Origin of the sequence: Acinetobacter sp. 2JN-4 (assembly GCF_003687745.1) — a bacterium.
In the GTDB taxonomy this organism is placed as follows: Bacteria; Pseudomonadota; Gammaproteobacteria; order Pseudomonadales; family Moraxellaceae; genus Acinetobacter; species Acinetobacter halotolerans.
In genome coordinates this window covers 206,910-219,536 of sequence record NZ_RDNY01000005.1, presented here as the reverse complement: position 1 = coordinate 219,536, position 12,627 = coordinate 206,910, and the positions used below count along the sequence as shown (strand labels likewise).

Sequence of the window (12,627 nt, the reverse complement as noted above, 5' to 3'; positions counted from 1 at the left end):
CAACTGACGTAACTGGCGCAATCCAATTACAAGACGGCGTTGAAATGGTTATGCCAGGTGACAACGTTGAAATGTCAGTAGAATTAATTCACCCAATCGCAATGGACCCAGGTCTACGTTTTGCGATTCGTGAAGGTGGTCGTACTGTAGGTGCTGGTGTTGTTGCGAAAGTAACTGCATAATACGATATGCGATTCAAATCGGAAGCTTCGGCTTTCGATTTGCATAATAGGTCAGTAGTTCAATTGGTAGAGCGTCGGTCTCCAAAACCGAATGTTGGGGGTTCGAGTCCCTCCTGACCTGCCACTTTTTTTAAATAAAAAAGCTTGATTCTGGCTAAGTTGTCATATAATAAGTCGCGAATTCTACGACGAGTAAAAAAATGTCGAATGATAAATCGCGTGACGCATTAAGCGACGCGCCAATTCCCCAAAGAAATAATGCTGCAGAAGTTGTGCGCTCGGGCTCTCCATTAGATGTCGTCTTATGGTTGATTGCTCTAGCTTTATTGATTGGTTCAGCAATGGTAAATCAGTATTTGCCAGCCCATTGGGCACCCGCAAATGATATTTGGGTGCGCATCGGGGTAATTTTGGCTTGTATCGTCGTCGCTTTAGGTTTATTATACGCCACCCATCAAGGTAAGGGCTTTGTGCGTTTATTGCAAGATGCGCGAATAGAACTACGTCGAGTGGCTTGGCCGACAAAACAAGAGACGATCACGACCTCGTGGCAAGTGCTTTTGGTTGTAATCATAACAGCAATCGTATTGTGGTGTTTTGATTATGGGTTAGGCTGGTTTATTAAGTTAATTATCGGGTAAGAGCGCAATGAAACGTTGGTATATTATTCATGCCTATTCAGGTTTTGAAAAACAAGTAATGCGTTCACTTAATGAACGAATTCAACGTAGCACAGTAGCTGATAGCTTTGGTGAAGTTCTTGTTCCTACTGAAGAAGTAGTGGAAATGAAGGACGGAAAGAAGCGCAAGTCTGAACGTAAATTCTTTCCTGGCTATGTGTTAGTCGAAATGGAAATGAATGATGATACTTGGCACATTGTAAAAGAGTGTCCAAAGGTTCTTGGTTTTATTGGTGGCACACCAGAAAAACCAGCACCAATCACGCAGCGTGAAGCAGATGCAATTCTTGCTCGTGTGCGTAATCTTGGTGAAGCACCTCGTCCTAAGACGATGTTTGAACCAGGTGAAGAATTACTCGTTATTGATGGTCCGTTCACTGACTTTAAAGGGGTCGTGGAGGAAGTACAATACGAGAAGTCACGTTTAACGTTGACGATTAATGTATTTAATCGACCTACTCAGGTTGAACTCGAGTTTCGCCAAGTCGAAAAAACGATTTAATTTGAGTTGGTTGGAAAGCGCCCGATTTTGTCGGGCATTGTTGTTGTAATGCTTTGGCGTTACTTGATTTTTGGGGAGCCTAACGGCGTTTGTACCCAGAGGTAATTTTTAATGGCTAAGAAGATTGACGGCTATATCAAGCTGCAAGTCCCAGCTGGTAAAGCAAATCCATCTCCACCAATTGGTCCTGCTTTGGGTCAACGTGGTGTAAACATCATGGCATTCTGTAAAGAATTCAATGCTGCTACACAAAAACTTGAAGTTGGTTTGCCGATTCCTGTCGTGATTACTGTGTACAACGACAAGTCGTTCACTTTCATCATGAAAACTCCACCTGCATCTATTCTTCTTAAGAAAGCTGCTGGTATTCAAAAGGGTTCAGCTGTACCTAACAAAACTAAAGTGGGTAAGTTGACTCGTGCTCAACTAGAAGAAATTGCGACTACTAAAGAACCAGATTTAACTGGTGCTGATTTAGACGCTCGTGTTCGTACCATTGCTGGTTCTGCACGTTCTATGGGCTTGGAAGTGGAGCTATAAGACATGGCAAAGTTAACTAAACGTCAAAAAGCCATTGCTGCTGCTGTAGAAGCAAACAAAGTTTACACTTTGGAAGAAGCAGTACAAGTTCTCAACAGCCTTCCAGCTGCTAAGTTCAAAGAATCTCTAGATGTTGCGGTAAACCTTGGGGTTGATCCACGTAAATCTGATCAAGTGGTTCGTGGTGCGACAACTTTACCTGCGGGTACTGGTAAAACTGTACGTGTTGCAGTATTTGCACAAGGTGCTGCTGCTGAAGCTGCTAAAGCTGAAGGCGCTGATATCGTTGGTTTTGAAGACTTAGCTGAAAGCATTCAGAAAGGTAATCTTGACTTTGACGTTGTCATTGCTGCACCTGACGCTATGCGTGTTGTAGGTAAGCTTGGTACGATTCTTGGTCCACGTGGCTTAATGCCAAACCCTAAAGTGGGTACAGTGACTCCTGATGTTGCGAATGCAGTTAAAAACGCTAAATCTGGTCAAGCACGTTACCGTGTCGACAAAGCGGGTATTATCCACGCTGCGATCGGTCAACTTGGCTTTAGCGAAGAAGCTGTACGTCAAAACCTTGAAGCTTTGGTTGCAGACTTGAAAAAGTTAAAACCTGCAACATCTAAAGGCGTATACGTTAAAAAGATCACTTTGAGCTCTACTATGGGTCCTGGTCTTATTGTTGACGTAAGCAATATTTCTAAATAATTTAGAAAAGAATTTTAAAGCCCTGAGTAATATTTGAAGCACTGCTTCAAATATTACGCAAGAGAAACCGGTTTCGGACTACTTGCAAACTTAGGCAAACTTTGAATTGATAAATAAATATTTATCAGCGTCAAAGACCTCAGGCGAGGAATATTTTCGAATATTCTTCTTAAAAATCCAGTCTGAGTAGACGCGGTGGTGTGATTTATTCCTCCTCCGCGTGTAAGTCTGAATTAAGACTTGCGAATTGGGAGTGTACTCATTTGAGTACATAAATCACCGTTAGGAGGTTTTACAATGGCTCTTCTTATCGAAGACAAAAAACAGATCGTTGCTGAAGTAAGTGAAATTGCTTCTACAGCGTTCGCTGCCGTTGTTGCTGACTACCAAGGTTTAACGGTTGAGCAATTAACTGCTCTCCGTGTTGAAGCTCGTAAGTTAGGTGTTGCTACACGTGTTGTACGTAATACTTTGGCTAAACGTGCTCTTCAAGATACGCCATTCGCTATCTTGAATGACGACCTTGTTGGTCCAACAATCTTAGCATTCTCAACTTCTGAAGACGATATGGGTGCAGCTGCACGCTTGTTCGAAGAATTTGCTAAAACTAATAAAGCATTTGAATTAAAGGCTGCCGCATTTGATGGCAAAGTTTATCAAGGTGCGGACATTAGCGTTATCGCAAATCTTCCGAACCAAGAAAAAGCGCTTACTATGCTTGCCTCTGTTCTTCAAGCTCCTATTTCGAAATTGGGTCGCTTACTTACAGCGCTTCAAGAGAAAAACGAGTCAGAAGCTGCTTAAGTTTAAATCTACTTTCACACCATTCAATACCCATTTGGAGTTACTCTCATGGCTTTAACAAACGAAGAAATCCTAAACGCAGTTGCTGAAAAAACTGTTCTTGAGCTTGTTGAACTTATTTCTGCTTTCGAAGAAAAATTCAACGTATCTGCTGCTGCTGTAGCTGTAGCTGCTGGTCCTGCTGCTGCTGTTGCTGAAGAGCAAACTGAATTCAACGTTGAGTTGACTTCTTTCGGCGCGAACAAAGTTGCGGTAATTAAAGCAGTACGTGAAGCGACTGGTCTTGGTCTTAAAGAAGCGAAAGATCTTGTTGAAGGCGCTCCTGCTGTTCTTAAAGAAGGCGTTTCTAAAGAAGAAGGCGAAGAGCTTAAGAAGAAGCTTGAAGCTGCTGGCGCTACAGTTACACTTAAGTAATACTGTAGGGAGTCGGTTTTTTTGATAATCGGCTCCAAAAAATGGCTGATGGCTCTTGGGTCATCAGCCTTTTTGCGTTACAATAATCGGCTCGTTTTTTGTTAGTTTCGCATATAAAATGCGGGTTTTTGCAATAAAAAGACTAATATCAAACGCTTAACAATGTTTTTTGCTTATAAAAATATTGTTAAGCGTTTTAATACCACTAAAAATTGCAGCATTTGTAAACAGTGGTGGCCATATCGGCCTGCGTAATCCTTCTAGGCCCGTTCTGCAGGCGGGCTTAGTTTACTTCCCGAGGACTCCAGATGGCATACTCATATACCGAAAAGAAACGGATCCGTAAGAATTTTGGTAAATTGCCCCAAGTGATGGAAGCACCGTATTTACTTTCGATTCAAGTCGATTCGTACCGTACGTTTTTACAAGGTGGCAAAACTCCAAAGAACCGCGAAGATATCGGTCTCCAAGCCGCATTTCGTTCAGTTTTTCCTATTGAAAGTTATTCTGGCAATGCTGCTTTAGAATTTGTTGAGTATAGTCTTGGTAAGCCTGAGTTTGACGTGCGTGAATGTATTTTACGTGGTTCGACTTATGCAGCACCAATGCGCGTAAAAATTCGTTTGATCATTAAAGATCGTGAAACGAAATCAATTAAAGACGTTCGTGAGCAAGAAGTGTACATGGGTGAAATGCCACTCATGACCGATAACGGTACTTTCGTTATCAATGGTACTGAGCGTGTGATCGTATCGCAGTTACACCGTTCGCCAGGTGTATTCTTTGACCATGACAAGGGTAAAACCCACTCAAGTGGTAAAGTGTTGTACTCAGCACGTATTATCCCTTACCGTGGTTCATGGTTAGACTTTGAATTTGACGCAAAAGATCTTGTGTTTGTACGTATTGACCGTCGTCGTAAATTGTTGGCGACTGTGATTCTACGTGCTTTAAATTATAGCAATGCGCAAATTTTGAATTTGTTCTACGAAAAAGTACCTGTATATCTTGATATGGGTAGCTATCAAATTGACCTTATTCCAGATCGCTTGCGCGGAGAAATGGCGCAGTTTGATATTGCAGACAATGACGGCAAAGTGATTGTAGAGCAAGGTAAACGTATTAATGCGCGTCACGTACGTCAAATGGAAGCGGCTAATTTAGCTAAGCTTTCTGTACCTGATGAATATTTGTATGAGCGTATCACCGCTGAAGATATCCCATTAAAAGATGGTGAGGTGATTGCTGCAAATACCTTGTTAAGCCATGAAGTGATGGTGAAGTTAGCTGAAGGTGGTGTTAAGCAATTTAACATCCTATTTACTAACGATATCGACCGTGGTTCTTTTATTGCTGATACATTACGTGCAGATACCACAACGGGTCGTGAAGAAGCACTTGTTGAAATCTACAAAGTAATGCGTCCAGGTGAGCCACCGACGAAAGAAGCTGCAGATAATTTATTTAATAACTTATTCTTCTCTTCTGAGCGTTATGACTTGTCGCCTGTTGGTCGTATGAAGTTTAACCGTCGTTTGGGTCGTCCATACGAAGTCGGTACTGATCAAAAGTCTCGTGAAGTTGAAGGTATTTTATCGCACGACGATATCATTGATGTACTTCGTACATTGGTTGAAATCCGTAACGGTAAAGGTGAAGTCGATGATATCGATCACTTGGGTAACCGTCGTGTACGTTCTGTTGGTGAAATGACAGAAAACCAGTTCCGTGTTGGTTTGGTACGTGTTGAACGTGCTGTTAAAGAGCGTTTGAGCCAAGCTGAAGCGGATAACCTGTCTCCACAGGATTTGATCAACGCAAAACCAGTTGCTGCTGCAATCAAAGAATTCTTTGGTTCAAGCCAATTGTCTCAGTTCATGGATCAAAACAACCCATTATCTGAAATTACACACAAACGTCGTGTATCAGCGCTTGGGCCTGGTGGTTTAACACGTGAACGTGCGGGCTTTGAGGTTCGTGACGTACATCAAACGCATTATGGTCGTGTTTGTCCAATTGAAACGCCTGAGGGTCCAAACATCGGTTTGATCAACTCGCTTTCTGTTTATGCAAAAACAAACAACTTTGGTTTCTTAGAAACACCTTACCGTAAAGTTGTAGATGGTCGTGTTACTGATGCGGTTGAGTACTTATCTGCAATTGAAGAAGTAGGTACTGTTATTGCACAGGCCGATTCAGCAGTTGATAAAGAAGGTACTTTGACTGAAGAAATGGTTTCTGTACGTCATCAGGGTGATTTCGTTCGTATGTCACCTGAGCGTGTCACTCACATGGACGTATCTGCACAGCAGGTTGTTTCTGTTGCAGCGTCATTGATTCCGTTCCTTGAACACGATGATGCGAACCGTGCATTGATGGGTTCAAACATGCAACGTCAGGCCGTTCCTACTTTGCGTGCGGACAAGCCGCTTGTTGGTACGGGTATGGAAGCAAACGTAGCGCGTGACTCTGGTGTATGTGTGATCGCAGGCCGTGGTGGTGCGATCGAGTATGTTGATGCGTCACGTATCGTTATTCGTGTAAACGAAGATGAAATGATTGCTGGTGAAGCAGGTGTAGACATTTACAACCTGATCAAATATACCCGTTCGAACCAAAATACTTGTATCAACCAAAATGTTATCGTGAACATGGGCGACAAAGTTGCGCGTGGTGATATCTTGGCTGATGGTCCATCGACTGATATGGGTGAGCTTGCGCTTGGTCAAAACATGCGCGTCGCATTCATGACATGGAACGGTTATAACTACGAAGACTCGATCTTACTTTCAGAGCGTGTGCTTCAAGAAGACCGTTTAACTTCGATTCATATCCAAGAATTGTCATGTGTCGCACGTGATACCAAATTAGGTGCAGAAGAAATTACTGCCGATATTCCTAACGTTGGTGAAGCAGCGCTTTCTAAGTTGGATGAGTCTGGTATTGTTTATATCGGTGCTGAAGTTACAGCAGGTGACATCCTTGTTGGTAAAGTAACCCCTAAAGGTGAAACACAGTTAACACCTGAAGAAAAATTACTTCGCGCTATCTTTGGTGAAAAAGCAGCTGATGTAAAAGATTCATCTTTACGCGTTCCATCTGGTACCAAAGGTACAGTGATCGATGTTCAAGTCTTCACACGTGATGGCTTGGAAAAAGATGATCGTGCACAAGCGATTGAAAAAGCACAGCTTGATGCTTACCGTAAAGATTTGAAAGAAGAATACAAAATCTTTGAAGAAGCAGCACGTGAACGTATTGTTCGCTTGTTGAAAGGCAAAGAGTCTAATGGTGGCGGCACAACGAAGCGCGGCGATAAACTTGCAGAAGATATGTTGTCTGGTTTAGAGCTGGTTGATTTGTTAGAAATCCAACCAACAGATGAAGCAATTGCTGAACGTTTAACTCAAATTCAGGTATTCTTGAAAGAGAAGAGTATCGAGATTGATGAGAAATTTGCCGAGAAGAAACGCAAACTCTCTACAGGTGATGAATTAACAACGGGTGTATTAAAAGTTGTTAAGGTTTACCTTGCAGTGAAACGTCGTATCCAACCGGGTGATAAGATGGCGGGTCGTCACGGGAACAAGGGTGTTGTCTCTAACATCTTACCTGTTGAAGATATGCCGCATGATGCCAATGGTGTACCAGTTGACATCGTATTGAACCCATTGGGTGTACCGTCGCGTATGAACGTGGGTCAGATTCTTGAAACCCATTTGGGCTTGGCGGCAAAAGGTTTGGGTGAACAGATCGATAAGATGCTGCAACAACAACGCACCGTTGCTGAACTTCGTTTGTTCCTCGATAAGATTTACAACAAAGTTGGTGGCGAGCAAGAAGATCTTGATAGCTTAACTGATGAAGAAGTGTTGAAGCTTGCAGGTAACTTACGTGCAGGTGTTCCTTTGGCGACACCAGTTTTTGATGGTGCTGAAGAAAGCCAAATTAAAGAATTACTTGAACTTGCTGAATTGCCGCGTTCTGGTCAACAGACTTTGTTTGATGGCCGTACAGGTGAACAGTTTGACCGTCCTGTAACTGTGGGTTACATGTACATGCTCAAATTGAACCACTTGGTTGATGACAAAATGCATGCGCGTTCAACTGGTTCTTACTCGCTTGTGACACAGCAGCCGCTTGGTGGTAAAGCACAATTCGGTGGTCAGCGTTTTGGTGAGATGGAAGTCTGGGCACTTGAAGCATATGGTGCAGCATATACACTCCAAGAAATGCTCACTGTGAAATCGGATGACGTCGAAGGTCGTACTCGCATCTATAAGAATATTGTAGATGGTAACCATTATATGGATCCGGGTATGCCTGAATCGTTCAACGTATTGACCAAAGAGATCCGTTCTTTAGGTATCAACATTGAACTGAAAAATGGTGACTAATTAGCCATTAATCCCCCCTCAGCCCCCTTTATGAAAGGGGGAGTTCCCACTCGAAAGAGTAGGGGCTTCCCTCCTTAGAAAAAGGAGGGACTGAGGGAGGATTATTCAGTTAAAAAACAATATTTGTGACCCAGTCGGGCGAGCTTAGCTCCCCGACACACGGAGAAAAAAATTGAAAGACTTGCTCGATATCATGCGTAAGAAAACGGATTCAGAAGGTCATGCACCTGTTGAATTTGACCGTATCCGTATTGGTCTTGCGTCACCAGAAATGATTAAGTCATGGTCTCACGGTGAAGTAAAAAAACCAGAAACCATTAATTACCGTACTTTTAAACCTGAACGTGACGGTTTGTTCTGTGCCAAGATCTTTGGTCCAGTTAAAGATTACGAATGCTTGTGTGGCAAATACAAGCGTATGAAATATAAAGGCGTCATTTGTGAAAAATGTGGCGTCGAGGTTACGACTGCTAAAGTACGTCGTGAGCGCATGGGTCACATTGATCTTGCTTCGCCAGTTGCGCATATTTGGTTCTTAAAATCATTGCCAAGCCGTATCGGTTTGTTACTTGATATGACATTACGTGACATCGAACGCGTATTGTATTTTGAATCATATGTTGTGACAGATCCAGGCATGACTCCGTTTGAAAAGTATCAACTTTTAACAGACGAAGAATACTTCAATGCGCTTGAAGAACATGGCGATGAATTCACTGCAAAAATGGGTGCTGAAGCAATCCAAGATCTATTGAAAGATATCGATCTTGAAGCTGAAATTGCACGTTTGCGTGAAGAAATTCCTCAAACAACCTCTGAGACGAAACTTAAAAAAGCGTCTAAGCGTTTGAAATTGATGGAAGCTTTCAAAGATTCAAACAACAAGCCAGAATGGATGGTGTTAACTGTACTTCCAGTACTTCCGCCAGATCTTCGTCCACTTGTACCACTTGAAGGTGGTCGTTTTGCGACGTCTGACTTGAATGATCTTTATCGTCGTGTGATTAACCGTAACAACCGTTTGAAGCGTCTACTTGATCTATCAGCACCAGACATTATCGTGCGTAACGAAAAACGTATGTTGCAAGAGTCTGTCGATGCGTTGTTAGACAACGGTCGTCGTGGTCGTGCGATTACTGGTTCGAACAAACGTCCATTGAAATCTTTGGCAGATATGATCAAAGGTAAGCAAGGTCGTTTCCGTCAGAACTTACTCGGTAAGCGTGTTGACTATTCTGGTCGTTCGGTAATTACTGTTGGTCCTACTTTACGTCTTCACCAATGTGGTCTTCCGAAGAAAATGGCACTTGAATTATTCAAGCCATTTATTTTCGCAAAATTACAAGCATCAGGTCAGGCAACAACCATTAAAGCTGCGAAGAAAATGGTTGAGCGTGAAACACCTGAAGTTTGGGACGTTCTAGCATCTGTAATTCGTCAACATCCAGTGATGTTGAACCGTGCGCCAACACTTCACCGTCTAGGTCTTCAAGCATTTGAACCTATTCTGATCGAAGGTAAAGCGATCCGTCTTCACCCACTCGTATGTGCTGCGTTTAACGCCGACTTCGATGGTGACCAAATGGCGGTACACGTTCCATTGACGCTTGAAGCACAGTTAGAAGCTCGTGCCTTGATGATGTCAACCAACAACATCTTGTCACCTGCAAATGGTGAGCCGATCATCGTTCCTTCTCAGGACGTTGTCTTGGGTCTTTACTACATCACACGTGATGCGGTAAATGCCAAAGGTGAAGGCATGATGTTTGCTGATACACACGAAGTAAACCGTGCGTTGGCAACAGGTCAAGTTGCGATTCATGCACGCGTAAAAGTACGTGTACATCAAACAGTGATCGATGAAAATGGTCAACGTGAACAACAAACCATTATTGTTGATACCACGCCTGGTCGTTGCTTGTTGTGGGAAGTTGTTCCACAAGGTTTAAGCTTTGAATCGATTAACCTTGAGATGACCAAGAAAAACATCTCTAAGTTAATCAACTCTTGCTACCGTAAACTTGGTTTGAAAGATACTGTTATCTTCGCTGACCAATTGATGTATTTGGGCTTCCGTCAAGCGACGCGTTCAGGTGTATCAGTCGGTATGGAAGACATGTTGATTCCACCAACCAAGTATACGATTATCGATAAAGCTGAAACAGAAGTTCGTGAAATCGAACAACAGTTTGAGCAAGGTTTCGTAACTGCTGGTGAGCGTTACAACAAGGTTGTCGATATTTGGGCACGTACCAATGACCAAGTTGCCAAAGCAATGATGGACAACTTGTCTTTTGTTACGGTTAAAAACCGTGACGGTGTTGACGAAAAGCAGAAATCATTTAACTCAATTTATATGATGTCTGACTCTGGTGCCCGTGGTAGTGCGGCGCAGATTCGTCAGCTTGCTGGTATGCGTGGTTTGATGGCGAAACCAGATGGTTCGATCATTGAAACGCCGATTAAAGCAAACTTCCGTGAAGGCTTGACTGTACTTCAGTACTTCATTTCAACACATGGTGCACGTAAAGGTTTGGCCGATACTGCATTGAAAACTGCAAACTCTGGTTACTTAACGCGTCGTCTAGTCGATGTAGCACAAGATTTGGTGATTACTGAGCCTGATTGTGGTACAGCTGGCGGTTTAGTGATGACACCATTTATTCAAGGTGGTGATGTCATTGAACCATTACGCGATCGTGTATTGGGTCGTGTAACTGCTGAAGATGTACGTCGTGCATCTGATGATGAAGTGGTATTGCCACGTGGTACGTTAATCGATGAGAAAATCGCTGCTCAGCTTGAAGAAGCGGGTGTCGATGAAGTTAAAGTACGTTCAGTGATTGCATGTGAATCTACCTTCGGTGTATGTGCGCGCTGTTATGGCCGTGATCTTGCACGTGGTCACTTGGTGAACCCAGGTGAGTCTGTTGGTGTAATGGCTGCACAGTCAATCGGTGAACCAGGTACACAGTTAACGATGCGTACCTTCCACGTCGGTGGTGCTGCGAGCCGAACATCTGCTGCAAACAGTGTTCAAGTCCGTAATAAAGGTACTGTACGTTTCCACAATGTGAAAACAGTAGAACACAACAAAGGTCACTTGGTTTCAGTTTCACGTTCAGGTGAAATTGGTATTGCGGATGACTTAGGTCGTGAGCGTGAGCGCTATAAACTTCCTTACGGTGCAAGCATCTTGTTGAAAGATGGTGAATCTGTAGAAGCGGGCGGTATCGTTGCGACTTGGGATCCACATACCCATCCACTTGTGACAGAAGTTGCAGGTAAAGCACGCTTCAGCCAAATCGCTGATGGTGTGACTGCGACCTCTAAAACAGATGATGCAACAGGTATGACTACTGTTGAAATCTTGCCTGTTACAGCACGTCCTGCTTCTGGTAAAGATTTGCGTCCTGCAATCGTGTTGGATACAACTGATGGTGGTGAACAGTTCTACTTCTTGCCACAAAATACAATCGTAACCGTCCGTGATGGTGCAACGATTGGTGTCGGTGATGTACTTGGTCGTGTACCACAGGAAACTTCACGTACCCGTGATATTACCGGTGGTCTACCACGTGTAGCTGATTTGTTCGAAGCACGTAAACCGAAAGAGCATGCAATCTTGGCTGAAGTGTCAGGTGTTGTGAGTTTTGGTAAAGAGACTAAAGGTAAGAATCGTTTGGTGATCACACCAGATGATGGTTCTGAGATTTACGAAGAGCTTATTCCGAAATGGCGTACCATTAACGTGTTCGAAGGCGAACATGTGAATCGTGGTGAAACCATTTCTGATGGTCCTCAGAATCCACATGATATCTTGCGTTTGAAAGGTGAAGTGGCATTGACCAACTACATCGTGAACGAAGTTCAAGATGTATATCGTCTCCAAGGTGTAAAAATCAACGATAAGCACATTGAAGTTATCGTACGTCAAATGTTGCGTAAAGTTGATATTACTGAGGGTGGTGATACTAGCTTCATCAAAGGCGAGCAAGTGGATTACATTCGCGTTGTTCAAGAGAACCAAGCGGTATCTGCTCAGAATAAATTCTCTGCGAAGTTTGAGCGTTTATTAATGGGTATTACCAAAGCATCGCTTTCTACTGACTCATTTATTTCTGCTGCATCGTTCCAGGAAACAACACGTGTGTTAACTGAAGCGGCTGTAACAGGTAAAGAAGATGACTTACGTGGCTTGAAAGAAAACGTGGTTGTGGGTCGTTTGATCCCAGCGGGTACGGGTCTTGCGTATCACTTAGAACGTCGTCGTCAAGAAGCAGAAGCTGCTGAATTAGAACTTCACAATGACTTTAGTGAAGTTGACCAAGCATTTAGCCAAGCGTTGAACTCTGATCAATTCTAAGTTCTAGCTAAATCAAAAAAGACACCTTCGGGTGTCTTTTTTT

8 protein-coding genes, 1 tRNA gene and 1 pseudogene are annotated in these 12,627 nt (G+C 43.1%); all 10 read left to right on the top strand.

Translation table 11 applies throughout. The features are described 5' to 3' along the window. Positions 1-182 (top strand): annotated as a pseudogene (locus tag EAH57_RS09650) (elongation factor Tu); the annotation flags it as partial. Positions 183-230: 48 nt separating this feature from the next. Beyond that, positions 231-306: transfer RNA gene (locus EAH57_RS09645), tRNA-Trp, on the top strand. Positions 307-382: 76 nt separating this feature from the next. Then, positions 383-823: a preprotein translocase subunit SecE gene (gene secE, locus EAH57_RS09640; protein ID WP_121929866.1), complete on the top strand. Its 441-nt coding sequence runs from the start codon at positions 383-385 to the stop codon at positions 821-823. 7 nt (positions 824-830) lie between these two features. Continuing rightward, positions 831-1,364 (top strand): transcription termination/antitermination protein NusG, encoded by a 534-nt coding sequence (gene nusG, locus EAH57_RS09635; protein ID WP_004668261.1) that lies wholly within the window; start codon positions 831-833, stop codon positions 1,362-1,364. A gap of 111 nt (positions 1,365-1,475) precedes the next feature. Next, positions 1,476-1,904: a 50S ribosomal protein L11 gene (gene rplK, locus EAH57_RS09630; protein ID WP_004668262.1), complete on the top strand. Its 429-nt coding sequence runs from the start codon at positions 1,476-1,478 to the stop codon at positions 1,902-1,904. A gap of 3 nt (positions 1,905-1,907) precedes the next feature. Continuing rightward, entirely contained in the window at positions 1,908-2,603 is a 696-nt protein-coding gene (rplA, locus tag EAH57_RS09625) for a 50S ribosomal protein L1 (protein ID WP_121929865.1), read from the top strand. A 297-nt stretch (positions 2,604-2,900) separates the two neighbouring features. Continuing rightward, the gene (gene rplJ / locus EAH57_RS09620) at positions 2,901-3,407 is read left to right on the top strand and encodes a 50S ribosomal protein L10 (RefSeq protein WP_004668265.1); all 507 of its coding nucleotides are present in this window, start codon (positions 2,901-2,903) and stop codon (positions 3,405-3,407) included. 48 nt (positions 3,408-3,455) lie between these two features. Further along, the gene (gene rplL / locus EAH57_RS09615; RefSeq protein WP_121929864.1) at positions 3,456-3,821 is read left to right on the top strand and encodes a 50S ribosomal protein L7/L12; all 366 of its coding nucleotides are present in this window, start codon (positions 3,456-3,458) and stop codon (positions 3,819-3,821) included. Positions 3,822-4,129: 308 nt separating this feature from the next. After that, positions 4,130-8,218, top strand: a complete 4,089-nt coding sequence (gene rpoB / locus EAH57_RS09610; RefSeq protein ID WP_121929863.1) for a DNA-directed RNA polymerase subunit beta — start codon at positions 4,130-4,132, stop codon at positions 8,216-8,218. A gap of 172 nt (positions 8,219-8,390) precedes the next feature. Continuing rightward, positions 8,391-12,584: a DNA-directed RNA polymerase subunit beta' gene (gene rpoC, locus EAH57_RS09605; protein ID WP_004668274.1), complete on the top strand. Its 4,194-nt coding sequence runs from the start codon at positions 8,391-8,393 to the stop codon at positions 12,582-12,584. The last annotated feature ends 43 nt before the right edge of the window (positions 12,585-12,627 follow it).

What these genes read in the sequence shown, in the direction of transcription:
- rpoB (WP_121929863.1), top strand. Translation starts at nt 4,130, where the DNA reads ATGGCATACTCATATACCGAAAAGAAACGGATCCGTAAGAATTTTGGT.
- nusG (WP_004668261.1), top strand. Translation starts at nt 831, where the DNA reads ATGAAACGTTGGTATATTATTCATGCCTATTCAGGTTTTGAAAAACAA.
- secE (WP_121929866.1), top strand. Translation starts at nt 383, where the DNA reads ATGTCGAATGATAAATCGCGTGACGCATTAAGCGACGCGCCAATTCCC.
- rplJ (WP_004668265.1), top strand. Translation starts at nt 2,901, where the DNA reads ATGGCTCTTCTTATCGAAGACAAAAAACAGATCGTTGCTGAAGTAAGT.
- rplK (WP_004668262.1), top strand. Translation starts at nt 1,476, where the DNA reads ATGGCTAAGAAGATTGACGGCTATATCAAGCTGCAAGTCCCAGCTGGT.
- rplL (WP_121929864.1), top strand. Translation starts at nt 3,456, where the DNA reads ATGGCTTTAACAAACGAAGAAATCCTAAACGCAGTTGCTGAAAAAACT.
- rplA (WP_121929865.1), top strand. Translation starts at nt 1,908, where the DNA reads ATGGCAAAGTTAACTAAACGTCAAAAAGCCATTGCTGCTGCTGTAGAA.